At 37.3% G+C, this 26,051-nt stretch carries 27 protein-coding genes; 16 read left to right on the plus strand and 11 right to left on the minus strand.

The window, feature by feature from the left end; all coding sequences use genetic code 11:
* Positions 1 to 31 precede the first annotated feature (31 nt).
* Positions 32 to 493 (plus strand): heme-binding domain-containing protein, encoded by a 462-nt coding sequence (locus QF044_RS14195; protein ID WP_307268505.1) that lies wholly within the window; start codon positions 32 to 34, stop codon positions 491 to 493.
* A gap of 11 nt (positions 494 to 504) precedes the next feature.
* Positions 505 to 918: a thiol-disulfide oxidoreductase DCC family protein gene (locus tag QF044_RS14200; RefSeq protein WP_307268507.1), complete on the plus strand. Its 414-nt coding sequence runs from the start codon at positions 505 to 507 to the stop codon at positions 916 to 918.
* Between the two features lie 265 nt (positions 919 to 1,183).
* On the opposite strand, the gene QF044_RS14205 is transcribed toward QF044_RS14200, so the two are convergent.
* Positions 1,184 to 2,617 carry an alpha-amylase gene (locus tag QF044_RS14205; RefSeq protein ID WP_307268509.1) on the minus strand — a complete coding sequence of 478 codons (1,434 nt, stop codon included), beginning with the start codon at positions 2,615 to 2,617 and terminating at the stop codon, positions 1,184 to 1,186.
* 187 nt (positions 2,618 to 2,804) lie between these two features.
* On the opposite strand from QF044_RS14205, the gene QF044_RS14210 reads away from it, so the two are divergent.
* Complete coding sequence (locus tag QF044_RS14210; protein ID WP_307268511.1) at positions 2,805 to 3,479, plus strand: DUF4290 domain-containing protein; 675 nt, start codon at positions 2,805 to 2,807, stop codon at positions 3,477 to 3,479.
* On the plus strand, positions 3,480 to 4,787 hold the full coding sequence (gene murA / locus QF044_RS14215) for a UDP-N-acetylglucosamine 1-carboxyvinyltransferase (RefSeq protein WP_307268513.1): 1,308 nt from the start codon (positions 3,480 to 3,482) through the stop codon (positions 4,785 to 4,787). It begins immediately after the preceding gene.
* Positions 4,788 to 4,860: 73 nt separating this feature from the next.
* On the opposite strand, the gene QF044_RS14220 is transcribed toward murA, so the two are convergent.
* From QF044_RS14220 to QF044_RS14245, 6 genes are all read right to left on the minus strand, one after another.
* Complete coding sequence (locus QF044_RS14220) at positions 4,861 to 6,786, minus strand: DUF2207 domain-containing protein (protein WP_307268515.1); 1,926 nt, start codon at positions 6,784 to 6,786, stop codon at positions 4,861 to 4,863.
* Positions 6,787 to 6,789: 3 nt separating this feature from the next.
* Complete coding sequence (locus QF044_RS14225; RefSeq protein WP_307268518.1) at positions 6,790 to 7,338, minus strand: LemA family protein; 549 nt, start codon at positions 7,336 to 7,338, stop codon at positions 6,790 to 6,792.
* A gap of 222 nt (positions 7,339 to 7,560) precedes the next feature.
* Positions 7,561 to 7,875 (minus strand): NIL domain-containing protein, encoded by a 315-nt coding sequence (locus QF044_RS14230; RefSeq protein ID WP_307268521.1) that lies wholly within the window; start codon positions 7,873 to 7,875, stop codon positions 7,561 to 7,563.
* 277 nt (positions 7,876 to 8,152) lie between these two features.
* Entirely contained in the window at positions 8,153 to 8,824 is a 672-nt protein-coding gene (locus QF044_RS14235; RefSeq protein ID WP_307268523.1) for a YiiX/YebB-like N1pC/P60 family cysteine hydrolase, read from the minus strand.
* Between the two features lie 48 nt (positions 8,825 to 8,872).
* The gene (locus tag QF044_RS14240) at positions 8,873 to 9,334 is read right to left on the minus strand and encodes a DUF1801 domain-containing protein (protein WP_307268525.1); all 462 of its coding nucleotides are present in this window, start codon (positions 9,332 to 9,334) and stop codon (positions 8,873 to 8,875) included.
* 126 nt (positions 9,335 to 9,460) lie between these two features.
* Positions 9,461 to 11,257 carry a T9SS type A sorting domain-containing protein gene (locus tag QF044_RS14245; RefSeq protein WP_307268527.1) on the minus strand — a complete coding sequence of 599 codons (1,797 nt, stop codon included), beginning with the start codon at positions 11,255 to 11,257 and terminating at the stop codon, positions 9,461 to 9,463.
* Between the two features lie 408 nt (positions 11,258 to 11,665).
* Between QF044_RS14245 and QF044_RS14250 the strand changes: the two genes are divergently transcribed.
* The 4 genes from QF044_RS14250 (at position 11,666) to proC (ending at position 15,453) form a co-directional block, all read left to right on the plus strand.
* Positions 11,666 to 12,871, plus strand: a complete 1,206-nt coding sequence (locus tag QF044_RS14250) for a pyridoxal phosphate-dependent aminotransferase (RefSeq protein WP_307268530.1) — start codon at positions 11,666 to 11,668, stop codon at positions 12,869 to 12,871.
* A 13-nt stretch (positions 12,872 to 12,884) separates the two neighbouring features.
* Positions 12,885 to 13,370, plus strand: a complete 486-nt coding sequence (locus QF044_RS14255; protein ID WP_307268534.1) for a hypothetical protein — start codon at positions 12,885 to 12,887, stop codon at positions 13,368 to 13,370.
* 3 nt (positions 13,371 to 13,373) lie between these two features.
* Positions 13,374 to 14,387: a UDP-N-acetylmuramate dehydrogenase gene (gene murB / locus QF044_RS14260; protein WP_307268535.1), complete on the plus strand. Its 1,014-nt coding sequence runs from the start codon at positions 13,374 to 13,376 to the stop codon at positions 14,385 to 14,387.
* 262 nt (positions 14,388 to 14,649) lie between these two features.
* Positions 14,650 to 15,453, plus strand: a complete 804-nt coding sequence (proC, locus tag QF044_RS14265; protein WP_307268536.1) for a pyrroline-5-carboxylate reductase — start codon at positions 14,650 to 14,652, stop codon at positions 15,451 to 15,453.
* Here proC and QF044_RS14270 read toward each other — a convergent pair.
* Positions 15,442 to 15,855 (minus strand): VanZ family protein, encoded by a 414-nt coding sequence (locus QF044_RS14270; RefSeq protein ID WP_307268539.1) that lies wholly within the window; start codon positions 15,853 to 15,855, stop codon positions 15,442 to 15,444. The two genes, proC and QF044_RS14270, sit on opposite strands and share 12 nt — an antisense overlap.
* Positions 15,856 to 15,910: 55 nt before the next feature.
* Between QF044_RS14270 and lnt the strand changes: the two genes are divergently transcribed.
* Positions 15,911 to 17,545, plus strand: coding sequence for an apolipoprotein N-acyltransferase (gene lnt / locus QF044_RS14275; RefSeq protein ID WP_307268541.1), 1,635 nt, complete (start codon positions 15,911 to 15,913; stop codon positions 17,543 to 17,545).
* Positions 17,546 to 17,575: 30 nt separating this feature from the next.
* On the opposite strand, the gene QF044_RS14280 is transcribed toward lnt, so the two are convergent.
* Entirely contained in the window at positions 17,576 to 18,487 is a 912-nt protein-coding gene (locus QF044_RS14280) for an AraC family transcriptional regulator (protein ID WP_307268543.1), read from the minus strand.
* Between the two features lie 131 nt (positions 18,488 to 18,618).
* Between QF044_RS14280 and QF044_RS14285 the strand changes: the two genes are divergently transcribed.
* Positions 18,619 to 19,707, plus strand: coding sequence for an aldo/keto reductase (locus QF044_RS14285; protein WP_307268546.1), 1,089 nt, complete (start codon positions 18,619 to 18,621; stop codon positions 19,705 to 19,707).
* A gap of 85 nt (positions 19,708 to 19,792) precedes the next feature.
* Here QF044_RS14285 and QF044_RS14290 read toward each other — a convergent pair whose 3' ends face one another.
* Positions 19,793 to 21,505 (minus strand): T9SS type A sorting domain-containing protein, encoded by a 1,713-nt coding sequence (locus tag QF044_RS14290; protein WP_307268548.1) that lies wholly within the window; start codon positions 21,503 to 21,505, stop codon positions 19,793 to 19,795.
* Positions 21,506 to 21,745: 240 nt separating this feature from the next.
* Between QF044_RS14290 and rpmB the strand changes: the two genes are divergently transcribed.
* The 6 genes from rpmB to QF044_RS14320 all read left to right on the plus strand — a co-directional run bounded on the left by rpmB (position 21,746) and on the right by QF044_RS14320 (position 24,204).
* The gene (gene rpmB, locus QF044_RS14295; RefSeq protein WP_002976757.1) at positions 21,746 to 21,988 is read left to right on the plus strand and encodes a 50S ribosomal protein L28; all 243 of its coding nucleotides are present in this window, start codon (positions 21,746 to 21,748) and stop codon (positions 21,986 to 21,988) included.
* 6 nt (positions 21,989 to 21,994) lie between these two features.
* On the plus strand, positions 21,995 to 22,177 hold the full coding sequence (rpmG, locus tag QF044_RS14300; RefSeq protein WP_027373683.1) for a 50S ribosomal protein L33: 183 nt from the start codon (positions 21,995 to 21,997) through the stop codon (positions 22,175 to 22,177).
* 20 nt (positions 22,178 to 22,197) lie between these two features.
* Positions 22,198 to 22,350, plus strand: coding sequence for a DUF4295 domain-containing protein (locus QF044_RS14305; RefSeq protein ID WP_002976755.1), 153 nt, complete (start codon positions 22,198 to 22,200; stop codon positions 22,348 to 22,350).
* 99 nt (positions 22,351 to 22,449) lie between these two features.
* Positions 22,450 to 22,917, plus strand: coding sequence for a RidA family protein (locus tag QF044_RS14310; RefSeq protein ID WP_307268574.1), 468 nt, complete (start codon positions 22,450 to 22,452; stop codon positions 22,915 to 22,917).
* Between the two features lie 8 nt (positions 22,918 to 22,925).
* On the plus strand, positions 22,926 to 23,879 hold the full coding sequence (gene ftsY / locus QF044_RS14315) for a signal recognition particle-docking protein FtsY (RefSeq protein WP_307268577.1): 954 nt from the start codon (positions 22,926 to 22,928) through the stop codon (positions 23,877 to 23,879).
* 70 nt (positions 23,880 to 23,949) lie between these two features.
* Positions 23,950 to 24,204, plus strand: a complete 255-nt coding sequence (locus QF044_RS14320; RefSeq protein ID WP_307268580.1) for a GlsB/YeaQ/YmgE family stress response membrane protein — start codon at positions 23,950 to 23,952, stop codon at positions 24,202 to 24,204.
* A 71-nt stretch (positions 24,205 to 24,275) separates the two neighbouring features.
* On the opposite strand, the gene sppA is transcribed toward QF044_RS14320, so the two are convergent.
* Positions 24,276 to 26,030 (minus strand): signal peptide peptidase SppA, encoded by a 1,755-nt coding sequence (gene sppA / locus QF044_RS14325; protein ID WP_307272038.1) that lies wholly within the window; start codon positions 26,028 to 26,030, stop codon positions 24,276 to 24,278.
* Between the last annotated feature and the right edge of the window lie 21 nt (positions 26,031 to 26,051).

The raw sequence follows: 26,051 nt of genomic DNA on the forward strand, positions 1-26,051 counted from the left end.
TTATTTTTATATTTAAAAGCAATTATTTGATATGAAAAAAGTATTGGTTATCCTTCTTGTAGCATTTATTATCATACAGTTTTTTCCAATCGATAAAACTAATCCGCCCCCTACACCCGGTATGGATTTTCTGAAGATTAAAAATACTCCGGAACCTGTTGCAAAGATCATCAGTACCTCCTGTTATGACTGCCATTCCAATGAAACTGAATATCCTTGGTATTCCAGTATTTCTCCGGCCTCATGGTTTGTTAAAAATCATATCGATGAAGGCCGAAAGCATCTTAATTTCTCTACCTTTGCCATGTACGAGCCTAAACAACAGGCTCATAAGCTTGAAGAATGTATTGAGATGGTAGAAAAAGAGGAAATGCCTCTGGAATCTTATTATGTAGGGCATCAGGATGCAAAACTGACTGCTGACCAACGTAAAGAATTAATCAAATACTTCAAAAAAGTAAAAGAAGATACCGAAAGGAAAATGTTATTTTAAAATAAAATATCATGCAGGAGAAATGGGAAGATAAACATATTGTTTTTTTTGACGGGGAATGTGGTGTATGCAATTTTTGGGTGCAATGGATTTTAGAACGGGATAAAAATGACAGATTCATGTTCGCTTCCCTACAGTCTGAGTTTGGGCAGAAATTTTTATATGAGAGAGGTCTGGAAACAAAAATATTCAATACACTGTATCTCTGGAAGCCCCGCCATTACTATTATACAAAATCACGGGCAGTGTTACAAATTGCTCATATCCTGGGTGGTATTTATAAATTATCTGCTGTCGGAAAAATATTTCCCACATTCTTAAGTGATCAGGTTTATGACCTTATTTCCAGAAACAGGATGAAAATGACCAACCAGAAGTGCTTTCTTCCGGATCAGGAGCAGAAGAAAAAATTTATTGACATTTAAATTTTTAACCCCGGATTGCACAGATTTTTCACAGATCTAATATTATGGAAATTCTGATTTTAAGATTTGGCTAAGCCAATGATTTTATTAATGATAAAGGCAGAATCTTTATTGATTGAAATAAGAGCTTAGATAAAGATTTGTTATTCTAAAAGAATCTATGGCTTTTAGCTTTTGACAGAAACCCCTGTTGATATTATTTCTATAGTGTTCAACATAAAGCAAAGATGAAACACCTTTGCTTTCTTAAATAATTAATATCTTTTTATTGGTTCAGTGACCATATTGAGTAACTGTTTGGTGGTGCCTGGATCTTTACCCATTTATCTCCCTGGGTCGTTGGATACCAGCTTGAATTACCCGTAAAATCTTTAATTTGCTGACTGCTCCAATTCGTTTCCACCCATCTTTCCTGCCAGCTTGACGAATTATTGATATAAACGACCAGCCCGGGATTTCCGTTGTAGCCGTTTCTTCTAGCAATATATTCATCATTGTCTGTATACAGGATTGAAGTTGTTCCGGTAGCTTTATTATTATGGATCCAAATCAGGTTGTTCAACCTTTCTTTGTTTAACCATTCTTCATAGTCACGGTAGAAAATAGTTGGATAGCCCTCATGAGTCAGGATATAGGCATAAGCCGGCATTTTGTTGTTGATAATATCGGTATCATGATTGGCTACGAAAGTCACGGCTTTGTAAGGATTTCTTTTCCACATCATATCGTCATTCAGAACATTTAAATTTCCGTTGTCAAAAGCTTCATCCATTTTATAATAAGCCGCAAAATCAAATACGGAACTGTTGGCATTATTCGCCCAATATTCCAAGGTATTGACATTTGAATCCCATAATTCACCTACTGAAAATCCACCTACATTAGCATTCCAGGTATTGACCACCCAAGGTCCAAAACCTTTTACATAATCAAATCTCCATCCGTCAAACTTCATGACATTTTTATAGTATTTTCCAACAGAATCATCCCTTCCCCAAAGCCAGTCCTGAACATAGGGATTAGCATGACAAAGATCCGGGAAACCGCCAAAAGCACCTTCATCATTATTTCCGTAAGAGTTTTTATAGAAGTCATTGTAGCTTCTCTGAAATTTCCCGGAAGCGACCCCTGAGAAATCTGTCCAGGTATTTGTTCCGGTAAAAGGATTTGCATGAGATTGTCCTCCACTGTTATGATTGATGACAATATCTGCATAGACCTGCATATTTTCAGCATGAGCTTTTGTAATTAAAGCCTCAAGCTCAGTTCTTGACCCAAAGCGGGTTTCCACACTTCCATTCTGGTTAAAATTTCCGAAATCATAATAATCTGTAGGATCATACCCCATGGAATAGGCTCCGTTCTGAGCTTTTGAAGCAGGGGGAAGCCATACCGCTCCAATCCCGGAATCTGACCATGCCGTTAATTTATCTTTTACGGTATTCCACCAATTACCGCCTTCCGGAACATCCCAATAGAAACCCTGCATAAGCACTCCTCCTCCAGGACCGGAAACAAATTTCCCAGATACAGAGGTACTTCCTGTACTGAAGGGGCGGCCGTCATGATTGGTGACATTTACGGTTTTGTTGTGAGATTCCTGCTGCTGGATATTCTCATTATCATTTTCATCATTGCTCTGACAGGAATTAAAAAATATCAAAACCAGCGTAGAAACTAAGAAATGTGTTTTTTTCATACTTGTATTTTAATTGTTAATCTATTAACTAAATTACAATTTTATTGAAATAAATACTGTAAAACATGGAACATTTTAATTTCAATTATTAAATTACAGAGAAAGGGTATATAAAATTTTCATTAAAAAATCATAAACTTTTAATATTTTCAAAACAATTTTCTTTTAATCCATATATTTGCATATTATGGAATACAATACCCAAAAAACCCAGCTTCATATGCCGGAATACGGCAGAATCATACAGCAGTTGGTTGAACGCTGCAAAGAACTCCCTACCAAAGAGGAAAAGAGTGAAATGGCCATGGCCATTATTGATTTTATGGGTCAAAGAAACCCTCAGCTCCGCGACGAAGAAAATTATAAACATAAACTATGGGATCATCTTTTTATTTTAGCAGAATATGATCTTGATGTAGACTCACCATATCCTTTCCCTACCAGAGAAGAGCTGGCAGAAAAACCTAAAAGAATGGAATACCCTAAACTTCAGGGAGATTTTAAATTCTATGGAAAAAGTATTCTTCAGCTGATAGAAAAAGCAATAGAACTGGAACCTGGTGACGAAAAGGAAGCTTTGATCGAGGTGATCGCCAACAACATGAAGAAGTCTTATAATGTATATAATAAGGAGCATGTAACGGATGATGTTATATTTCGCCATCTGAAAGAGTTGTCTGAAAATAGGCTGGATCTCACAGGAATAGAATCTCTGGAAAAAAGTAAAATCTACTATACCAGCAATAACAATAACCGAAATAACAACAGTAGCAGAAGCAATAGCAATAACAGCAACAATAATAAGAGCCAGACCAATAAAAGAAGGCACAATAATAACAACAACCATAAAAACAGAAAGTAAATGAGTGGAACATTTCAAATACGAGGAGGAAAAAGGCTGCATGGAGAAATAACTCCACAAGGGGCAAAAAATGAAGCTTTGCAAATTTTATGCGCCGTTTTATTAACTGATGAAGAGGTAAGGATTAAAAATATTCCGGACATTCATGATGTCAACAGGCTTATTGAAATCCTTGGAGATTTTGGAGTGAAGGTAACTAAAAATGGTCATGGTGATTTCACTTTCAAAGCTGATAAGGTAAACTTTGATTATATTAAATCAAATGAATTCAAAAAAGACGGTGCTAAACTGAGAGGTTCCATTATGCTGATGGGTCCTATGCTAGCCCGTTATGGTGAAGCTTATATGCCAACTCCGGGAGGTGATAAGATCGGAAGAAGAAGACTGGATACGCATTTTCAAGGGTTAGTAGAACTTGGTGCCGAATTCAATTATGATGAAGATGAATATTTCTATTCATTAAAAGCCAAAGAACTGAGAGGAAAATTCATCCTGTTGGAAGAAGCTTCTGTAACCGGAACTGCAAATATTGTAATGGCTGCCACTCTTGCCAAAGGAAAAACAAGAATTTATAATGCCGCCTGCGAGCCTTATCTTCAGCAATTGTGTAAAATGCTGAACAGAATGGGTGCCAATATTTCAGGAATCGGTTCTAATCTGGTTACGATTGAAGGAGTAGAATATCTTCACGGTACGGAACACACGATGCTTCCGGATATGGTAGAAATAGGATCATGGATAGGTCTTGCTGCCATGACAAAATCTGAAATCACCATTAAAAATGTAAACTGGAGCCAGCTTGGCGTTATCCCAAATACATTCAGAAAATTAGGAATTCAGCTTGAACAGAGTAATGATGATATCTTCATTCCTGCTCAGGAAAATTATAAGATCCAGAAATTTATTGACGGATCTATCCTTACGATTTCAGATGCTCCATGGCCGGGATTCACACCGGATCTATTGTCTATCATTTTAGTGGTAGCTACTCAGGCTAAAGGAAGTCTCTTGGTTCATCAGAAAATGTTTGAATCCAGATTATTCTTTGTAGATAAACTGATTGATATGGGTGCCCAGATTATTTTATGTGATCCGCACAGAGCTACGGTAATCGGCTTGAATCAGGAAGCTCCTTTGAGAGGAACAACTATGGTTTCTCCGGATATCAGAGCTGGAAATGCACTTCTTATTGCAGCCCTTTCTGCGGAAGGAAAATCCATCATTCACAATATTGAACAGATCGACAGGGGTTATGAGAATATTGACGGAAGACTGAAAGCGATTGGAGCTGACATTGAAAGAATTTAGAAATACATTATATTCCAATAAAAAAGCGTTCAAAATAATTTTTGAACGCTTTTATTTTTTAGAGGTCTATGGCTTACCACCCACCGCCTCCGCCACCGCCACCGCCTCCTCCGGAGAATCCACCACCTCCGGAACCGCTGCTTGAGCTGGACGGCTGTGTAGATGCAGATTGTATGGACTGAGTAAGACTTGAATTCAGGGTATTGGCAAAGGCATAGTGATTCATCACTCCTCCATAGTACCACGTATTATGATATTCCGTTGATGTTCTTTTCAGCAAATCATCAAATTTCTGTCCCCAGATCTGATCCACATCCATTACCATAGCAAACGGAAGAAGTGTTTCGAAGACCTGTGGAGTCATCTGAGGAGGGTTATGGAATTTCAGCTGCTCGTTTTCTGCAGCTCCCATATACATTTTGAAACCCTCTATCAGTGATTTTTTTCTCAGCTTTTCTTTGGATGGCTGCTTAATTAAATACTGATAAAGCACCATTGCCGAAAATGCCAGCGCAAGGAAAATATAGCAAGCACTGAAGTTTACAGTTTGAGCATTTGTCCCTTCCTGAGAAATGACTCCGCCTATTCCCAAAACAATACTGAGTGGAATAGGAACCAGGAACAGAAGTTTCCAGGATAGTTTTTTCGTTAAAAATGCGATTAAGACAAATGCAATGAAAAGAATGATATATAAAAGTACTCCGGCAAATACTCTTTCAAATTCAGGCAGTATAGTGTAGCTTATAAATAGGCCAAAGCCGTACAGTAAACTGATCACAAGCCATGGGAATAATAACTTCTTTGTATTATTTCCTTCATTTAAAAATTCTTCATGCTGAAACCTCAGCGTTTCCTTGAAATTACGAACTGCCGTTTCAATTTTTGAGTCATACTTTCCATCGAACTTTACAGTATTTTCATGGCCTGAAAAAAGACTGTTGATCAGATTGATCTCTTCTTTCGGTAAAGATTCATCTGCTTCTTTTAATTTTTCTAACGTAAAAGTCTTGGTATTGAAAAATCCAAGCAACCCGGAATCTTCCCCTTCAACAATCTTGATATACCCTTTTACGGCAAGGCTGACAACAGCTGCCGTAAGATATTTATTTTTAAAACTTTCAGAATTAATATATCCCAGGGAAGCCGGCGAAAGGTTTTCAGGAACATTGAACTGCGGGTAAACGGTAGGGGTTTCAGGATCTATCCCGTATTTTCTCCACGTTGAATAAAGATACATGATCAAACCTAAAAACAGGATGCATCCACCTACTAGAATTCCGTATTTTTCAAGCGTAGTTGGAGGCGGCGGCGGTACCATAATTCCTTTTTTGAAACCAACTGCAACGGTAAGACCTTCATTAGCCCTAAGTCCTGAAGCACTCCATTCTATAGAATGATCCGAAAGTATATGCACTGTGCAATTCTGAGCATTGCTGCCATATTCTCCGGTATAGCAGGAGTTCTGAATGATTCCGGCATTCTCGGGAAGAGTTACTTTTGTAGAAATAGAATCTACATCAAAATCCCAGTAAGTTCCGTTCACGTTCCAGTAGAATTCATCATGCTTTGGGAAAAAACCAATCTGGTTTTCTGCCTTGTATTTTATTTCATAATCATAGGTTCCGGGATCCAGAATAACGTCTTTATTCCCGGCGTAGATTTTTAAATAGCCGTCTTCCTTTTTTTCATGATAGTCTTCATCTGATCCGTTCTTTTTAACAGAAATAATATCATACTTTACTTTCTGCGTTTTATTATTAAGGTTCCTGGATAAAGGGAGCGCTCTGAAGATCCCCCGTTTAATATTATTTCCAAGGCTGTATACTTTTATGTTTTCTGTAACGGTAATTCCCGAATTTTTATCCACCTCAATATCGGAATGAAAGGAAATAATCTTTTCTGATCCGATAATAGAAAGCTGATCTGCCCGCTCGCCTTCATTTTGAGCAAAGGCCATGAAAAAAAACTGAAGAAGGAAAAGCTGCAACCACTTTTTCATCTGTTAGAATTTTACGGTTGGAACTTCCCTTTCGGCGATATTATCCAGTTCAAAGAACGGCGATTTCTCAAATTTGTACATATTCGCCACAATATTGCTTGGGAAAGACTCTACCAGAGTATTGTTCTCGCGAACAGTCCCGTTATAATATCTTCTTGATTTTTCAACATCATTTTCTATAGAAGTAAGCTCGCTCTGCAACTGTTGAAAGTTGGTATTGGCTTTCAGATCGGGATATTGTTCTGCCACAGCAAATAAATTCATCATTGCCTGATTCAGATTTTTCTCTGCAGCTTCTTTAGCCTGAACCGAATCTGCATCTACAGCCTGAGTTCTGGCTCTGATCACACTGTCAAGGGTGTCACGTTCGTGAGTGGCATATCCTTTTACTGTTTCTACAAGATTAGGAATAAGGTCATGCCTTTTTTTAAGCATCACATCAATACTGCTCCACGCTTCCTGAACAAGATTTCTCAGTTTTACCAGGCGGTTGTAGATAGAAACTCCGTAAAGGAGACATGCTGCGATTAAAACAATAATAACTATGGTCATAATTTTTAAATTTTGTTCATTAAAAGTACTGTTTTTTTGCTAAAATTATTCTTTTATTAAGGAAATCAGAAATCTGCTGTAATTGCATACTACAAAGGGAAGTTTAAGATTTCTAACTTCCATTAAGAATGAACTTAAAAATGCTAAACCAATTTAATACAATAAAAAAAGTACCCGATGAAAACCGGATACTTTCTGTAATTAAAACTATATGAATCTCCCCTAAAAATACTTCCGGCAGTTGTATTCCACCATGGTACTTAAAAGTTTATTTTTATTCAGATAAAACTCCAGGTTCTGATAGTCTTCTGAACTGACATTAATGTATAACTGTATTGAACCAAAACTGTTCCCGTTCACATATTCCACATTAGCAGACAACACCTTGTGGCAGATCCCAAACTGATTGTAAATAGCATTCATTATATGCTCAAATTTCATTTTGCCATTTAATTCTATTTCCAGTATCAGTTCTTTTTTAGGCAGGCTCATCTTATTATTGGGGATGACCTGCAAAGTTGGATTAGGTGTAATCATCACTAAACAATTTTTTGGTTAAACATTTTCTAGATCATGGTTGCTTTCTTGCGTTAAATCTTTGACAAAAGTATAAAAAAATATTAGTCCACCAAATTAGTAGACTATTATTTTCAAATTTTAACATAATTTCTTTTGCTAAAATGGTAATGGCAAAATTAATGCTGACAAACTTTTTATTTTTTCACCTCTAGCAGATAATGCAGATTTCTTTAAATAATTTTAACCCTAAAAAAAATACCCCCGAAACAGCTTTATTTCAGGGGCATATTTTCATCTACAACTCTCCTAGTTTTTCTAATTTTTCGGAGGCAGCCAGTCCGTTGGGATTACATCCGGGTTTTCCTTCCGGAACTTCCAGGTTTTTCTTTTTGTAAAATTCTGTCCAGAATTCATTGATTTTACCTGTTTTGGGATCTACGAATGTCATAGGTTCCAGCTTGAAAATATTGTATTCCCTGAATGCTCTTTCAATATAATCTGAACAGTAGTATGAATTTTCTTCTAAAATATAATTGAAATTATAAGGCTTCCCAACCATTGATTCAGCTTTTTTCAGAGCTTCAGGAATCGCTTTCTGAAATTTAGGTTTTAAGCGGTAAACAACCACTTTCTGTCCTTCATCAGACTGATCTTTAATAAAAGATGCGAGATTCTGTTTTTGGGAACCTCCTTTGGGTGCAGCATGAAGAACATACCATTGCTTATCCTGTTCTTCCACAATTCCAATATGATCAAATGAGGCTTCTTTCTTTTTCTGAGTTACATTATTGATCGCTCCGGAAAGTCCGGTTTCTTTTGCCGTCACGAAAAGAAGATCTCCATTCTTTAGCCGCACTCCTTTAGAACGTGAAGTACAATATTGCAGCAGCAGAATTATAACAAGGAAAAAAGTATAGAGTATTGCTTTTCCAGTTTTTTGAAGAGGCTTTTTTTTAAATTTAATCATAAGGTGGATGTGAAGGAATAATGAGAATTTGATTCTATGCTGATCAAATTATTTTTTCTTTTTAAACTGAGCTTCATAAATATTAATCCAGTCTTCTACGGTCATTTTTTTACTAACCTCAGCAATGAGCTCAAAAGGAATGTCATCCATTTTTTTGAATCGTACACAGGATTTTCCCATATCCAGTTTTCTTTTTGAATATTTAGGATATTCGGCAACAAACCAGTTCAGTAATTCAGGATCTGCATACATTCCCATATGATAGAATGCAATAAAGTTCTTCTGAGAAGCCAGCCCCATAAAAGGCAGCGGAGAACCCGGCGCACAGTGATACCCTGCTGGATAAGTTTCTAGAGGAACTGCCCAGCCTACCATTCCATAGCTGACATTTTCTTTGAAACCTTGGGGTAGATTTTCGTTTACGGTATCAAATATTTTTTTGAAAACTTCCTGTCTTTCTTCAGGAATTTTTGAAATATAATCGGTTACAGAATCCGCCAGAATTTGCATTTTCAGTTAAGTTTTAAGATACTTCCAAAATAACAAAATTTATGGATATTCTGCATCAAATTTAATTCATAAAAAAGCAGCAGTACATCAATGTACTGCCGCTGAATTTTATTGACATTAAAAAAATTATTTTTTGATCGTTTTCACAGTAGACTGTGATCCGTCTTTAAAATAGATCGTTACAAAATACAACCCTGTGTTCAGTGTGCTCAGATCAAGCTCTTTTACAGGACCGGTAAAGGTTTTCAGTGTTCGGCCTGAAGCATCACCTACTGCTACAGATTTTACTTCTCTGCTATCCGAAATATACAGGATATCTCTGAATGGATTAGGATGAACTGACGCTTTCTTTACCTCCCCTTTTACTTCTGAAGTACTCAGCTGGGCACTTTCTACAGTAAAATTGTCAACATAAAAATTGTAGTCCGGAGCATCATTCACTGTTCCGTCCGTTGCATAAAAAGCAAATACAGTATTGGCACTGCTATATCCTGTTAACGTATAAACATACTGGGTAGAGGTATTGGTTGGTGCGTTAGCTGCGTTCCATGTTTCCAGGGTCGTCCATGTAGTTCCTCCGTCGTTTGAAGCTAAAAACTGCACCACATCATCGGATCCCATTGGTGAAGAACTCGTACTAAGATAAGCAGCTACACCATAGTCAAATTTAACCTTATATGAGCCAGCTGAAAGATTAAAAGGTACGGTCTTCAGCCAGCCTGCTCTTCCTGTACTATATAAATTGATGGTTGCTGATCCTCCAGACCCTGTTCCTAAGAATCCGCCAGATCCCCAATAAGCTGTTGTTCCTGTAGGTCCAGTATCAGGACTTCCTCCGGAAAGACCGGCTGCCCAGCATGTTCCCGGGAAGCTGCTGAAATCGTTGGTATATGACGGCATCACAGCACCGCATAAAGTAGTAAATGTTCCGCCAAGTGACCAGCTGCTTTGAGCCGTTGCCGTACTGCAATTGCTTCTTACCCAATAATAATACACTGTACTTGGTGATAAAGACGGAATAGTAAATGTATTTCCTGTAACTCCCGGATGACTAGGTGCTGTAGCACTTGTAGGAGCCGTATTGGTGGTACTGTAATAAATATCATAACTTACAGCCTGAACACTGCCAGGTATTGTCCATAACACCTGGGCTGAGTTTGAAGTAAGAGTTCCGACAGGCTGAAGTGTAGGAGCCACACAATCTGTGTAGGCATCCGCTGAAAAAGCAAAAACATTGGCAATTCCGGTACCGCTGACTTTCGTTACAGTAACACTTTGAACAGGCTTTGTCTGATTGGCCGCATCAATCGTTAATGCCGTCTGATAAAGTCTCGGATTTGAAGAATTCGGTTCCAAAACATTATTTGTTCTGTTGATTCTTCCAATTCCCTGGATCGCATAATTTGATCCGCCATACCAGTCAGAGATAGCTATTCCTGAAAATATCTGGGAAGTATTATCCGTAAAATTAACAGTCACATTAACTGTGCAGGTTCCACTTCCACCGGTAGAGAGCATATACACTTTAAAGGCTGGAACAGGCGTGACAAATGCCAGTGTTCCACTGTTGCTTCCCGTTGCGCTACTGGAAATTTTCAAGGAATTGTTCCCATAAAGGTCTCCCAGTTGAAAACTTAATCCCGGTGTAGAAGCTGCCACAGAATTAATCAATCCATTGACGGGAAGTCCATAGGTAATTGGCGTGCTGCTTGAGGTAAGCTTAAAATCTCTTGCCACAAAGGCAAACGATACTCCATCAACATCTTCTGTAGTACTTCCTGTAGCCGGACCTACATCATTAGCAATAACGTCTGCCGTGTATCCTGAGGAGACAGGCATGGTCTGAAAATTTTGGGCGTTCACGGTAGATATTGCAAAAAGAGCTACTGCCGGTAAAAGTTTAATTGGTAAATGTATTTTCATAATTATTTTTAATTAGCGCCTGAAATCAACAAAAACATCAATACAAAATCAATATTTTTATTAAATAACCAGACATTTGTTAATAAGTTTAAAATATTAATATAAAATACCAAATAAAAACATTTAATTATTTTCCAACCAATACTTTATTCACATTTTAATGTACTATTTTAACAATTCCGCTCTTTTTTGACATCCAATCAATCTCAGTGAACTTATTTTTTCAACAAACTGACAGCCAGTATCAATAATAAACAGACAGGAATAGAATTATAGACCAAAGAGCAGACAATAATCAAATTCAATTCATTGATTTTCAGAACAATTAAAAACTAATCAAAATGAATAGCGGGTTATTTTATTATTGAGAAATTAAATCTTATTTTTGCCATACAAATTTTTTGAACAATGCCAAATATTTCAAACAGAGCACAGCATATGCCGCCATCGCCGGTAAGAAAACTGGTTCCTTACGCTTTAAAAGCTAAACAGCAGGGAATAAAAGTATATCACCTTAATATCGGACAGCCTGATATTGAAACACCGGAAACAGCTCTAAATGCTTTAAAGAATATTGATCTTAAAGTCTTAGAATATGCACTTTCTGAAGGTAATATAGAATACAGAAAAGCTCTTACGGAGTATTATCACAGTTTAGGTTTTGCAGATCTTACCCCAGATAATTTCATTGTTACCAATGGAGGTTCTGAAGCGTTGAACTTTGCCATATCTACTTTATGTGACGATGGTGATGAGGTTATCATTCCTGAGCCTTACTATGCTAATTATAATGGTTTCACAAGTACATTCAATGTGAATGTAGTGGCTGTGCCTTCTACTATTGATACCGGTTTTGCCCTTCCTCCGATCGAAGAATTTGAGAAAAAAATCACAGATAAAACAAGAGCCATCGTTATCTGCAATCCGGGAAACCCTACAGGATATCTTTATACCCGTGAGGAGCTTCGCCAACTGGCAGAAATTGCGTTGAAATATGACATCGTTATTATCTCAGACGAGGTATACAGAGAATATGTATATGACGGAAAACAGCAAATATCTATGCTTGATTTCCCGGAACTTAGTGAAAACTGCATTATCATTGATTCGGAATCTAAACGTTATTCTATGTGTGGCGTAAGAATCGGATGTATGCTTACCCGTTCTAAAAAGATCCGTGATGCAGCAATGCTTTTTGCACAGGCAAGATTAAGCCCGGTACTTTTGGGACAGATTGCAGCAACAGCAGCTCACCAGAACGATGGAGCCTATATCAGGGCGGTAAGAGAAGAATATACCCACAGAAGAAATATCCTGGTAGACCTCCTGAATGCTATTCCTGGAGTAATTTGTCCTAAACCGAGAGGAGCATTTTACTGTGTAGCAGAGCTTCCGGTAGATGATACTGAGAAATTTGCACAATGGCTTTTAGAAAAATATTCCCTTAATAAGGAAACGATCATGGTAGCGCCTGCGGGAGGTTTCTACAGCGATCCTGAATTGGGAAAAAAACAGGTAAGAATAGCTTACGTCTTGAAAGAGGAAGATCTAAAGAAAAGTGCTGAAATCCTTAAGCAGGCCTTAAAGAAATACAGAGAAGAATTTAGTCTTTAAAATATAATCTATAATGCCGGCAATAAAAAATATCCATCTGAAACTTCTGTTTTCAAGTTTTTTGCTGCCGGCATTTTTTTCCTGTGACAAGAGCAAGGAACAATCTCCTACCGATTCTCAGAATCCTAATGAAATAACATTTATCGGCCTGTCCAATATTGGTGGGGATCAGGGAGATTACAAGATCATTAAAGTTACCAAAGAATCAATTCGGGCAGAACAGGGAACTACAGCCCTCCGGACTCATAAAGAATGGGATTCTGTCATGAGTGCAGAAACCTGGAAACATCTGATCTCTTCGATCAATACGAAAGACCTTGATGAGATAGAAAGTTCTCCCAGCAAACAGTCTGTGGACGGTATTGACGAAACTTTTCAGATCAGGACTCCCAAAAAGTCTCATATTTATGTCAATTCTTATGCAGATACACTGCACTACAAACAGCTGAAGCAGTTTAAAGAACACCTCAACCTCATTCTTCCAAAAGAATACAGATAAATCATGCAAGAAAATTTTTCCTTAAAATCCTACAATACATTTGGCGTTGACGTCAAAGCAAAATATTTTACTGAAGCAGAAACTATTGAAGAACTGAAGAACGCAGTCAATTACTCAAAAGATCATGGACTTTCTGTTCTGTTTTTGGGTGGCGGAAGCAATATTCTTTTCACAAAGGATTTTAACGGTCTTGCTATTAAGCTCAGTTTAAAAGGAATTTCTGAAGAACACCTTAATGAAAATGAAGTTCTGGTAACGGCAAAAGCAGGGGAAAACTGGCATGAATTCGTAATGTACAGCCTTGAACACAATTATGGCGGACTGGAAAATCTTTCTTTGATCCCCGGAAATGTAGGCACTTCACCGATGCAGAATATCGGAGCTTACGGAACGGAAATAAAAGATGTTTTTGTAAGCTGTATGGTTTTGGATCTTGAAAACCTTGAGCTTAGGATTTTTGATCTCGGGGAATGCAGATTCGGTTATAGGGATTCTATCTTTAAGCAGGAAGGAAAAGGCAGATATGTGATTCTGGAAGTTACTTTTAAATTGACGAAGAAAGATCACCACATCAAAACAGAATACGGAGCAATAAAAACTGAACTGGAAAATTTAGGAATTACTCATCCTACGATTCAGGATATCTCTAAAGCAGTGATCAATATCAGGCAGAGCAAACTGCCAGATCCTAAGGTAACTGGAAATGCGGGAAGCTTCTTTAAAAATCCGACTATTCCCCTTACCCAGTTTGAAGGTTTAAAACAAAATTTTGAAAATATCCCAGGTTATCCGAATGGAGACTCCGTAAAAGTACCGGCTGGCTGGCTGATCGAACAATGCGGATGGAAGGGAAAACAGATTGGAAATGTAGCTTCCCATCAGCTTCAGGCACTGGTAATCGTGAATGCTACCGGAAATGCTACCGGAAAAGAAATTTATGATTTTTCTACAGAAATTATCAGTTCCGTAAAAGAAAAGTTCGGTATAGATCTGGAAAGGGAGGTAAATATTATATAAATTCTTCCGATACAACACCAATTTTTATAGTTTATAATATGATGTTTCGTTAATACACTACCTTTAGAAGATAAATAGGCTTATCTTTAAATCTTATTCAACGAGTTTTTTAAGGTATTGTGAGTATCTGCAAAAAGAAACAGACTCTCGTCTTTAAGTCATTTTCTGAAACAGAATACAAAATGAAACATCCGGAATTTCCATTGGAACAAGAATAATTCTCTATTTTAGCTAAAATTATTTTTCATTAAAACACGAAAATATGAAAATCGCTATTCTGGGTGCCGGCAATATGGGCCTTTCCTTTTCAAAATCATTTTTAAAATATGAGCTGATCAAGCCGGAACATCTTCACCTCATCATAAGAAATCAGTCTAAGATCTCTAAAATAGCCGAAGACTTTCCAAAATCTAAAATTTCTACTTTTGAAGAAACGAAGGAGCTGGATGCCGATCTTATTATCATTGCTGTAAAGCCTCAGGATTTTCAGCATGTTGCCCAGAGCTTCCAATTTATATTGAAAGAGAATCAGATGATCCTATCTATCATGGCAGGGATCAATATCGGAAAGATTCAAAATTTATTAAATCATCGTCTGGTTGTAAGAGCTATGCCGAACTCTCCTACCCTTCTGGGAATGGGAATCACCGGTTATACGGCTGCAGAAGGTATTTCTTTCAGCCAGCTTATTAATATTGAAAGACTCCTGAACAGCACCGGAAGATCTGTATATCTGGAGGATGAAAATCTTCTGGATGGCGTTACCGCACTTTCAGGAAGCGGACCGGCTTATTTTTATTATATTATTGATGCTATGATCAAGGCAGGTGTTGAAATGGGCATCGAGGAAAATCTTTCACAACTTTTTGTAAAACAGACAATGCTGGGCGCTTACCATCTCATTAACAATTCGGACAAAAGTCTTGAGGAACTCATTAAAGATGTTGCATCCAAAGGAGGAACCACTGAAGCTGCCTTAAAAACATTTGAAGATCAAAATTTTAAAGAAATTTTAAAAAACGGAATTTTAAATGCTGAAAAAAGAGCTAAAGAACTAAATGGCTAATTTTTTTTCGGTAAATCTCCGCATCAGCCATCCAAGATAAACCCCGAAAGTATTAAGAATAATATCATCTACCTCAAATATTCCCATTCTGGTAAAGTACTGGAGCGCTTCAACGATGATTATAGCAGAAACAAAAGCATATAAAAGCTTTTTCAGATCTTTAAGCTGAGGAAATACCCAACCCAAAAAACCGAATGGAAGAAACATCACGATATTACCCAGTACAATTATGATGATTACCCTCCAGTCAATAGTATTGCGGATAAATTGAATAGTAGAAAAAACAGGTTCCACCGTGATGAGGTTATCTTCATACTGAAACCTGCCCATTCCTAAAAACATAAGATAAAGCAGGAATACTGTATACGGACCAATAATGATTTTATAAAATTTCTTTAACATCAGATGCAAATTTATTCATTTCAAAAAGATTAAATTTGTGTATTAAATTAATTTAATGAAATACCTTTTACTTACGCTCATTTCAGCGATGCTGCTGTCTGTTTCGTGGCCTACTTACGGAGTTCCGTTCTTTATATTCTTTGCCCTTGTTCCTCTTCTGATGATGGAACACGGAATATCAAAGTTTTCAACTTACCAAAGGAAAAGCTGGATGGTTTTCGGACTCTCCTATCTTTGTTTTGTCATATGGAATATAGTGACCACGGGTTGGCTGTACGGTTCAAAAAATCCGGACGGAAGCCATTCGATGATGGCAGTGGTGTTTCCGGTTCTGGTGAACTCTTTTCTGTATTCGCTTGTTTTCCAATGTTATCATTGGTACAAAAATGCACAGGGAACTTATTGGGGATTGGGATTTCTGATCGCCATCTGGATGAGCTTTGAAAAATTCCACCTGAACTGGGAACTGACATGGCCGTGGCTGAATTTAGGAAATGTATTTTCAGATTATCCCAAGCTGATCCAATGGTATGATACTTTGGGAGCGACTGGCGGAAGTTTTTGGATTTTAGGCGTTAATGTTTTAATATTCTACACTTTAAGAACCTGGGAGGCAGGAAGAAAGAGAAAGGATCTGATCAGAAACGTATCTATTGTAGCTGCTTTGATCATTCTTCCGATGATTATTTCATTGGTAAAATATAACAGTTTTGATGATAAACCATCCGGACAAGTGAATGTACTGATGTTGCAGCCGGACCTGGATCCTTATGCTGAAAAATATTCCAAAGACAGCATTACCATTGCCAACGACCTGTTGACTTTGGCAGAAAACAATTCAAAAGGAAAAATAGATTATTATATTGCTCCCGAAACAGCTCTTCCGGGCAGAGGCTCTATTTCTGAGACTGCTTTTGATAAGAGTGTGCTTTTAAATAATGTCAAAGGCTTTTTATCAAATCATCCGGGTGCTGTATTTGCAACGGGAATCTCATCCCACCGTTTTTATAAAAGCCAGGAAAACCTGCCGAAAGAAGCTTATGAAATCAATCCGGGACTTTGGGTAGAAAGTTATAATACAGCGATTCAGATTGCACCGCAAGAGCAGATCCAGGTCTATCATAAAGGAAAATTGGTGCCTGGGGTTGAGATCTTCCCGTATATGAGTGTTTTAAAACCTCTTCTTGGTGATGCTATGATCAACCTGGGCGGAACCGTTGCCTCTCTTGGTATAGACAAGGAGAGAAAAGCTTTTTCTAATCCTTACAACAAAGGAAGAATGGCACCTATCATCTGCTACGAAAGCATCTATGGTGAATTTACAACAGATTATGTGAAAAAAGGAGCCAATTTCCTGGGCATCATGACGAACGATTCCTGGTGGGGCGTTACGGAAGGCCATAAGCAGCTACTTTCTTATGCAAAACTGAGGGCTATTGAAACCAGAAGGGAGATTGTACGTGCAGCCAACAGTGGAATATCAGCTCATATCAATACAAAAGGAGAAGTGACTGCTGACACCTTTTATGGTGATCAGACCACCCTGTTTGCAAAGGTAAACCTGTATGAAACAATGACTTTTTATACAAGAGCCGGAGACTTGCTGTCTAGATTTTCCATATTTGCGTTAGGCTTTTTACTGTTTTACTTTTTGATTGAAAAATTCAGGAGTAAAACTAAGAAAGCATAAAATTCTTTTAAATAATAAAAATATAACCTATTAGATATGCTCAGCCCTGTAGACTAAAGGCGGTACACCAATATTTTTACGAAAAGTATAAATAAATCTTGACGGTGTTTCATAACCTAATGAATAAGCAATTTCTGAAACTGACCAATCAGTAATTTTCAGTAATATTTTAGCTTCCTGCAACACCCTCTCGGTAAGGATTTCTGAAGTCGTTTGATTACGGATATGTTTAACGGCCTTATTTAAATGATTAATTGATATCGAAAGCTGCTCCGCAAAATCTTTTGGCTTTTTAAGTTTAATATGATCAGAAGTTGAGTGCAAGGGAAATTGCAGGGCCAGCAATTCTTCAAAAAGCAACGTTATTCTTTTATCGGCACCAGATACCCTGGGAATTTTAGAGTGGCTGCCTCTCATTTTCATTGCTTTATGAATAAGCTCATAAACCAGATTCCGAACAGCATCAAATTTATATTCATAGTTTGAAGAAAGTTCTTTTTTCATCCGGTCCAGAATTGCTGTAAACTCATCATACACTTCTTCTGGCAGCTTAAATACATTATTCTCGTGGTTTTGAAAAACAGAATAATCTCTGATATTTCCAAAATTATTAAAGAAATCGTCATTAAAAATACAGAAGTATTCTTTTACGGGCTCTTGCATTTCTTCAAGTAAAAAAAGAATCATAGGATTAACAAAAATCAAAGCATAGTTATCAATTTCAATTGTTCTATCTGCATAATGGCATTTGCATTTTCCCTTTACCAATTTTATTTTGTAGAGGCTTTTCCTGGAAAATGACAGCAAGGAAATAGCTTCATCCCTTTTGGCTATGGTATCAATTTTCATTACATCAAAATACCCTGTTCCCCATTGAAAAAGATCAGGAATATTCAGATTTTTCTTTTTGTAAAAGTCAATTACTTCATTCAGGTTTTTCACAATACCAATGTACTGAACTTGTTAGAAAAAAACTAATATTGATTGATTTTAGATAGAGTCTGTTTGATTGCGGATATCCATCTGCTACTGTTATTTCTAATTTTGCTGTAGTTAATATTAAAGATGATCTTATGAGTTTATCAGATTACAGAACATTAGGAAAGTCAGGGCTGCGTATCAGCCCACTTACATTAGGAACAATGACCTTTGGAGAAGATTGGGGCTGGGGAACCCACCCTGCCGATGCTCACAAAATACTGAACACATATATAGAGAACGGTGGAAATGTGATAGACACAGCCAACATTTACACCAAAGGCCATTCTGAAAAGATTATTGGAGATTTTTTATCAGGGAAATCTGTCCGCAGGGATTCGTTGGTTATTTCTACAAAGTTTTGGGGAAATATGTATCCTTATGACGCCAACGGTGGAGGCGCAGGCAGAAAAAGCATCATTCAGTCACTGGAAAATTCTTTAAAGAGATTACAAACCGATTATATTGATGTCTATTGGCTTCATGCCTTTGACCCCCACACCCCGATAGAGGAAACTCTTTCTGCTTTAAAGGATATGGTAAGCACCGGAAAAGTAAGATATATCGCTGTCTCCGATGTTCCGGCATGGAAAATTGCACAAGCCCAAATGCTTTCAGAATTTCACCACTGGCCCGCATTTATAGGTTTGCAATTAGAATATTCATTACTGGAAAGATCGGTAGAAATGGAATTGATCCCCATGGCTTTGGAGATGGGGCTGGGTGTAATACCCTGGTCACCTTTAAAAGAAGGGGTATTGAGCGGTAAATATACAAGAAAAAATAAGGGGGAAAAGTTAAGTGCCAGAAACGAAACCAGGAACGGCCGGGAACTTTCTGAAAAAGCATACGAAATTATCGATCAATTAACGCTCATTGCAAAAGACCGAAACGTCCCGGTTTCAGCAGTCGCTATTTCATGGGTAATGCAGCAGAAAGGAGTTACATCCACTTTGGTTGGAGCACGAACATTAGAACAATTACAACAGAATATAAAGGCTACAAAACTGGAACTTTACCCTGAAGAAATACAGCTATTGAATGAATTATCTGCTCCTCAGCTCATATTTCCGTACAGCTTATTAAATGGTTCGGAAGATCTCCTCCAGGCCGGAACTATAGTGAATGGTGTAAGGTCTAATATCTCACCTTTACTTCCTCAGAATGAAAATGAACACTACTAATTGTAACCATTTATTTCGCCTACATTGCAAAAAAAATAGAAAAGCCAGCTGGACGACTGGCTTTTCTCATTAAATGAACTATCAATTATTTAATAATGAGTTTTTTGGTGGTTATTTCGTTTTTTATTTTCAGTTTTAAAAGATAGGTTCCTTTTGTAAGATGTGAGATATTGATAGATTGGTCGCTATTAAGACTGATATTCATCTTTCTTCCGTCTGCCGCATACATTTCAGCATCTGAAACTTTTTCGCCCCTGATGAAGACTTTTTCTGAGGCCGGATTCGGATAAACCGACAGCTGGCTGTCTATGCGCACGTCATGTGTTCCCAATGTGCTTTGTATGGAAGCATCAGAATACACCTTTGAAGCATCTATGGACCTTACACTCCAGTAAACATTCTGAACAGAGGAATCAAGGTCCAGGAACCATGATGGAGTCGTTACAATATATTTAGCAATATTACCGGATCCGGGGGAAGATCCTACATTGATCTCATAACGCAGGGCATTCACAGGTGTTTTATCATCAGAAGCACCGCTCCATGAGAAATTAAATCGGTTTCCTGATTTTGTTACATTAAGAACTGCAGGAGGTACAGGTTTCAGATTAACTTCAGTAGAAGTATTTTTGAAAATTTTGGTAAGTGAAGGCATATCCGGATCTGCCCAATCAAATCCGGCCAATAGAACATCCAGACGGTTGTCATTGTCAAAGTCAAGTAAATTCACAAAACCCGGACCTCCTAAAGTATGCAGTCCTGTTGGTATATTTTCAGTAAAATTTTGAGTCGAAGGATTATATAGGAATGTTTTTACTACCGCGTCATTATTATCATCGTTTCCGGAAATCATAAAATCATAGTATCCGTCATTATTCACATCACCGGTAGCTACCGAGGAATCTGCAATTTCCGAAACGTTGATCTGTTGTACGGTCAGGTGTCCGGTTCCGTCATTCATAAGAACCGCAAGATATCCTGAATAGCTGTCATCCTGGCCTGTAACCACGATATCCTGGTAACCATCTGCATTAAAGTCTGCAAAATCAATTTTTCCACTTGTCAATGCAGTAAAATCCTGTGAAAGCGTAAGCGTTCCGGTCTGGTTCAGATAAACCTTAAAAATTGGAATATCACCTTGGGCAACTCCTAAAATAATAAGATCCAATAGATTATCATTATTAAGGTCTACGAATTTGAAACTTCCGTTTTGAGTTCCCGGCTGCCAACCTTTAAAAATATCGAAGTCGGCGCCTGTATTCTTGTAAAAATCGAGGTTATTCCAGAAACCAACTCCTTCTATGTATTGCGTTCCATTGACCGCATAATCTATTTTACCATCATTATTAAAATCAAAAGCTTCCAGAGATCCGTAAATCTTTCCGGCAAGATCAGCTTCTTTCACAAAGCCCGTTCCTGTATTACGAAACCGGTAATGTTTGTAGTTGACAATATCATTATAACTCAACCCGGTAGAAATAATATCCAGAAGGCCATCATTATTAAAATCCATGAATTTAATATCTCCAAGGTGGGTCGCATCTACTCCAAGATTAGCATACGGGACCAGTGAAGTTCCTTCATTTCTGTATACTTCATTAAAAGAGGTATCTACGCTTCCATCATTATCCGCATCAACAGCTCCGTTGATTACCACATCCGGTTTTCCGTCGTTATCCATATCCGCAACATGGGCTGCTCCGTAATAGAAATTCTTGATATCTGACTGAACTTCAATATAGTCCTGAGCCGACAACGTAACGGGAACCATAGATAAAAGAATACAGATTTTCTTCATGTTATTTTTATTTAGATTAATTAAAAACAAAGATAGAATATTCAAATCTCCTTTTGAAAGAAAGCTTGCATGAAATATATCAGTCACTTGCCTCAGCCTGTTTCGGAATTTATTTTATTTTAAAAATCATGATTATTAATCAGTCAGTTATTTGTAAATATTTTCCAAAAGATTTGCCTATATAAAAAATTCTTTGTTATTTTGCACTCTCAAATATTATACAAATAAGAACATCGAGATATGTCAAGAATTTGCCAAATAACAGGAAAGCGTGCAATGGTTGGTAACAACGTTTCTCACGCTAATAACAAAACGAAGCGTCGTTTTGAAATTAACTTATTAGAGAAGAAATTTTACCTTCCGGAGCAAGATAAGCACGTAACACTGAAAGTATCAGCTCATGGATTGAGAGTGATTAACAAGATTGGAATCGAGGAAGCTATTGAAAGAGCTACTAGAAACGGATTGATTAAAAAGAATTAATAAATCATGGCAAAAAAAGGAAACAGAGTTCAAGTAATCCTTGAATGTACAGAGCACAAAGAAAGTGGTATGCCGGGAATGTCTAGATACATTTCTACTAAAAATAAAAAGAACACTACAGAGAGATTAGAGCTTAAAAAGTATAATCCTGTTCTTAAAAGATCTACCCTTCACAAAGAAATCAAGTAATTTATAAAATATAATTTACCATGGCAAAGAAAGTAGTAGCAACCCTACAAAGCGGTCAGTCAAAAAAAATGACAAAAGTTGTGAAAATGGTTAAGTCATCTAAGTCAGGTGCTTACGTTTTCGAAGAAAAAGTAATGAATGCAGACGAAGTAGACGGTTATTTGAAGAAATAATCTCCACTTTATTTACAATATAAAAAACTACTCATATTTTGGGTAGTTTTTTTGTTATCTTTGTTCACCAGTTTATTAATCAATAAAATATACACAAATATGAAAAAGATTCTTATTCTGGTTTTCACAGAAATTTTTCTATTTTCATTCGGTCAGAAAAAGATGAGCAATGCAGAATATAAAAACTCCGCAGAAGTTTTTACCATCAAAGGACTTTCACAATCAACAAGTATTGATTGTGGAAATTCCCGAATGATTCTTCTGTCTGGACAGGTTCCGCTGGATGCTGCCGGAAATCTGGTAGGAAACAATGTGGAAAAGCAATCGCAGCAGGTTTTTAAAAATATAGAAAGTATCCTAAAAGAATATGGGGCTACAGGAAAAGATATTATAAAACTGGTGATCTATATTACTGATATTTCCAAAACACCGGACTTTAGAAAAATCCGTGACTTATATATCAACCTTGAAAATCCTCCCGTGAGCAGCCTCGTGGAAGTTAGCCGTCTTTTCCGAGATGACGTACTGATAGAAGTGGAAGCTACGGCAGTTATAAAAAACAAATAGAATAAACTATGAGCTGGTTTAAAAATATTTTCAAAAAAGAAGAAAAGGAAACCTTAGATAAAGGTCTGGAAAAATCCAGCCAGGGTTTCTTTGAAAAAATGACGAAAGCCGTAGTCGGCAAAAGCAAAGTAGATGATGAGGTACTGGATAATCTTGAAGAAATACTGATTGCTTCTGACGTAGGCGCTTCCACAACCATTAAAATCATAGAGCGGATCGAAGAGCGTGTTGCCCGTGATAAATATGTAAATGTAAGTGAACTTGACGGTATCCTTCGTGAAGAGATCTCAGGACTTCTTCTTGAAAACCCTCACGCAGGAACAGGAAATATAGACGCCTCAAAAAAACCGTATGTCATCATGGTAGTCGGAGTAAATGGTGTAGGAAAAACCACAACCATTGGAAAATTAGCCCACCAGTTTAAATCGGAGGGTAAAAATGTGGTTCTTGGAGCAGCTGACACCTTCAGGGCAGCAGCGGTAGACCAGTTGGTCATCTGGAGCCAAAGAGTAGGTGTTCCCATCGTAAAACAGGAAATGGGTTCAGATCCGGCTTCTGTAGCTTTTGATACGGTACAGAGCGCCGTTGCGCAGAATGCAGATGTAGTGATCATAGATACGGCAGGAAGGCTTCATAACAAGATCAACCTGATGAATGAGCTGTCCAAGATCAAAAGGGTGATGCAGAAAGTGATTCCTGATGCACCTCATGAGATCCTGCTGGTTCTTGACGGTTCTACAGGGCAGAATGCCTTTGAGCAGGCAAAACAGTTTACAGCAGCCACAGAAGTGAATGCTTTAGCAGTAACAAAACTAGACGGAACCGCCAAAGGAGGCGTTGTTATAGGAATATCAGATCAGTTCCAGATTCCGGTAAAATATATCGGTGTAGGTGAAAAGATGCAGGACCTTCAATTGTTTAATGGTACAGAATTTGTAGACTCTTTTTTCAAGAAAAGATGATTTTTATCATATTTATCTTTAAATTAGTATAACAATTTCAAACATTATTAACAATTAAAAATTTAAAACTATGGGAATTTTAACTTGGATCATATTTGGTCTTATCGCAGGTGCAATTGCAAAACTTATTATGCCGGGAACACAAGGCGGCGGTTGGCTGATGACGATCATCTTAGGTATTGTTGGAGCTTTCGTAGGAGGATTTGTAGGCAGTCTTCTTCACTGGGGAACCGTAGACAGTTTCGATTTCAGAAGTATGCTATTAGCCATAGGAGGAGCATTAATTGTTCTTTGGATATATGGTATGGCTACAAGGAAAAGCTGATACTCCAGATAAAAAACAAAATCCCGGATCTGAAATTCAGATCCGGGATTTTTTGTACAATATAATTTAATTTAGTCGATTTTAATTTGGTAAGGCATTTCCATTTTCACTTCAGACTGCAGCTTTTTATCTGTGATCTGCTGAAGAATTTCATAATTGGATTTCCCTATTTTATTTTTAATGATTCTTGCTGAAATATCATCTTCATTAAGGTCTTTGAAGAATTGCTCAAAAGGAGTCATCCTTTTTGGATATGAACTTGTATGGTAAGATTTTAAGCCCGCTTTCTGTGCGGCAAACTTCACTGCATCATTTAATGTCCCCAGTTCGTCTACCAGTCCTATCTGCTTGGCACGTACCCCACTCCATACTCTTCCACCTCCGATATTATCAATCTGCTCGAAAGTTTGTTTTCTGTTTTGAGTAACAAAATGTACAAATCTTTTATAAGTACCTTCCACACTTCTGGTGATCATATTTACCCCGTAAGGTGAAACGCCATTTAAAGCTGAATAATACTGGGAATTGGCATTAGTAGCAACAATATCTGATCGTATTCCGTTTTTGTTTGCTATATCCTTATAATAAGGTATCACTCCGAATACTCCGATAGAACCTGTAAGGGTATTCGGTTCTGAGTAGATCTTATCTGCTGCCATCGCAATATAATACCCTCCGGAAGCTGCATAATCCCCAAAAGAAACCACTAAAGGTTTTTTCTTTTTCAGCTGCTGCAGTTCAAATAAAATTTCATCTGAAGCATTCGCACTTCCACCCGGAGAATTGATTCTGAATACTACGGCTTTCACTTTATCATCATTCTGAAGGTCTTTGATATATTTTACATATTTTTCAGAATAGATCTCATTGTAACCGTCACCATTATTGATTCCTCCTGAAGCATAGAGTATCGCCACTTTCTCTCCGGATTTGTCTTCGTCAGCATAAGAACTGATATATCCTGCCAATGATACTTTATTAAGCTTTTCCTTTTCTTCAAGTTTCAGCTTGGATTTGATCATCTCATCGTATTCTGTTTTCTGGATCAGCTTGTCGGCAAGTTTATATTTTAGCCCCAATTCAGGAATCATCCCGTATAAACTGTCTACAGCAGTTCTGAACTGCGCGGTATCAATTTTTCTTGATACAGCCATTTTCGTCGAAGTATTTTTCCAGATGTCATTCAAAAGAGTACTTAGCTGCTCTTTATTTTCAGGAGAAATATCATTTCTTAAAAACGGTTCCACTGCAGATTTGAATTTCCCGTGACGAATCACTTCTATACCGATACCATATTTATCTGCAAAATCTTTAAAAAATGTCACTTCAGTAGCTAAGCCCTTCAGTTCTATCATTCCAGATGGATTAAGATAATACTGATCGGCAACAGATCCTAAATAATAAGAGGCCTGTGATACAGCATTTCCGTAAGCATATACAAATTTCCCACTCTTCTTAAAATCTTCAATCGCATTCCTGATATCATCAATCTGAGTCATTCCGGCATGCAGATCATCAGCTTCAATACTTATCCCTTTAATGTTATCATCCGTCTTTGCTTTATTGATAGCTTCCAAAACGTCATACAGCATAACGCTCTTGCTCTTATTATTGATATTGAACAGTCCCATTTCTTCTTCTGTAGGGCTGTCAATAATATTGGTTTTTAAATTTATTGTAAGAACAGAATTCTTTTTCACAACGGCAGATTTATCATTTCCCATGGAACTAAACACAAGCATCATAATGAAAAAGATGAAAAATACAGCACATAATAGGACAATAGCCACTATATTTGCCAATACATTTTTAAAGAAACTTCTCATATATTCAATCAATTTTCTAAT

The organism is Chryseobacterium sp. W4I1 (assembly GCF_030816115.1).
In the GTDB taxonomy this organism is placed as follows: domain Bacteria; phylum Bacteroidota; class Bacteroidia; order Flavobacteriales; family Weeksellaceae; genus Chryseobacterium.

Coding starts and splice junctions, on each gene's coding strand:
- sppA (WP_307272038.1), bottom strand. CDS start 26,030: ATGAGAAGTTTCTTTAAAAATGTATTGGCAAATATAGTGGCTATTGTC.
- proC (WP_307268536.1), top strand. CDS start 14,650: ATGAAAATCGCTATTCTGGGTGCCGGCAATATGGGCCTTTCCTTTTCA.
- QF044_RS14200 (WP_307268507.1), top strand. CDS start 505: ATGCAGGAGAAATGGGAAGATAAACATATTGTTTTTTTTGACGGGGAA.
- QF044_RS14250 (WP_307268530.1), top strand. CDS start 11,666: ATGCCAAATATTTCAAACAGAGCACAGCATATGCCGCCATCGCCGGTA.
- QF044_RS14235 (WP_307268523.1), bottom strand. CDS start 8,824: ATGATTAAATTTAAAAAAAAGCCTCTTCAAAAAACTGGAAAAGCAATA.
- rpmG (WP_027373683.1), top strand. CDS start 21,995: ATGGCAAAAAAAGGAAACAGAGTTCAAGTAATCCTTGAATGTACAGAG.
- QF044_RS14305 (WP_002976755.1), top strand. CDS start 22,198: ATGGCAAAGAAAGTAGTAGCAACCCTACAAAGCGGTCAGTCAAAAAAA.
- murB (WP_307268535.1), top strand. CDS start 13,374: ATGCAAGAAAATTTTTCCTTAAAATCCTACAATACATTTGGCGTTGAC.
- ftsY (WP_307268577.1), top strand. CDS start 22,926: ATGAGCTGGTTTAAAAATATTTTCAAAAAAGAAGAAAAGGAAACCTTA.
- QF044_RS14210 (WP_307268511.1), top strand. CDS start 2,805: ATGGAATACAATACCCAAAAAACCCAGCTTCATATGCCGGAATACGGC.
- QF044_RS14285 (WP_307268546.1), top strand. CDS start 18,619: ATGAGTTTATCAGATTACAGAACATTAGGAAAGTCAGGGCTGCGTATC.
- QF044_RS14245 (WP_307268527.1), bottom strand. CDS start 11,257: ATGAAAATACATTTACCAATTAAACTTTTACCGGCAGTAGCTCTTTTT.
- QF044_RS14290 (WP_307268548.1), bottom strand. CDS start 21,505: ATGAAGAAAATCTGTATTCTTTTATCTATGGTTCCCGTTACGTTGTCG.
- QF044_RS14255 (WP_307268534.1), top strand. CDS start 12,885: ATGCCGGCAATAAAAAATATCCATCTGAAACTTCTGTTTTCAAGTTTT.
- QF044_RS14225 (WP_307268518.1), bottom strand. CDS start 7,338: ATGACCATAGTTATTATTGTTTTAATCGCAGCATGTCTCCTTTACGGA.
- rpmB (WP_002976757.1), top strand. CDS start 21,746: ATGTCAAGAATTTGCCAAATAACAGGAAAGCGTGCAATGGTTGGTAAC.
- QF044_RS14220 (WP_307268515.1), bottom strand. CDS start 6,786: ATGAAAAAGTGGTTGCAGCTTTTCCTTCTTCAGTTTTTTTTCATGGCC.
- QF044_RS14270 (WP_307268539.1), bottom strand. CDS start 15,855: ATGTTAAAGAAATTTTATAAAATCATTATTGGTCCGTATACAGTATTC.
- QF044_RS14310 (WP_307268574.1), top strand. CDS start 22,450: ATGAAAAAGATTCTTATTCTGGTTTTCACAGAAATTTTTCTATTTTCA.
- murA (WP_307268513.1), top strand. CDS start 3,480: ATGAGTGGAACATTTCAAATACGAGGAGGAAAAAGGCTGCATGGAGAA.
- lnt (WP_307268541.1), top strand. CDS start 15,911: ATGAAATACCTTTTACTTACGCTCATTTCAGCGATGCTGCTGTCTGTT.
- QF044_RS14195 (WP_307268505.1), top strand. CDS start 32: ATGAAAAAAGTATTGGTTATCCTTCTTGTAGCATTTATTATCATACAG.
- QF044_RS14240 (WP_307268525.1), bottom strand. CDS start 9,334: ATGCAAATTCTGGCGGATTCTGTAACCGATTATATTTCAAAAATTCCT.
- QF044_RS14320 (WP_307268580.1), top strand. CDS start 23,950: ATGGGAATTTTAACTTGGATCATATTTGGTCTTATCGCAGGTGCAATT.
- QF044_RS14230 (WP_307268521.1), bottom strand. CDS start 7,875: ATGATTACACCTAATCCAACTTTGCAGGTCATCCCCAATAATAAGATG.
- QF044_RS14205 (WP_307268509.1), bottom strand. CDS start 2,617: ATGAAAAAAACACATTTCTTAGTTTCTACGCTGGTTTTGATATTTTTT.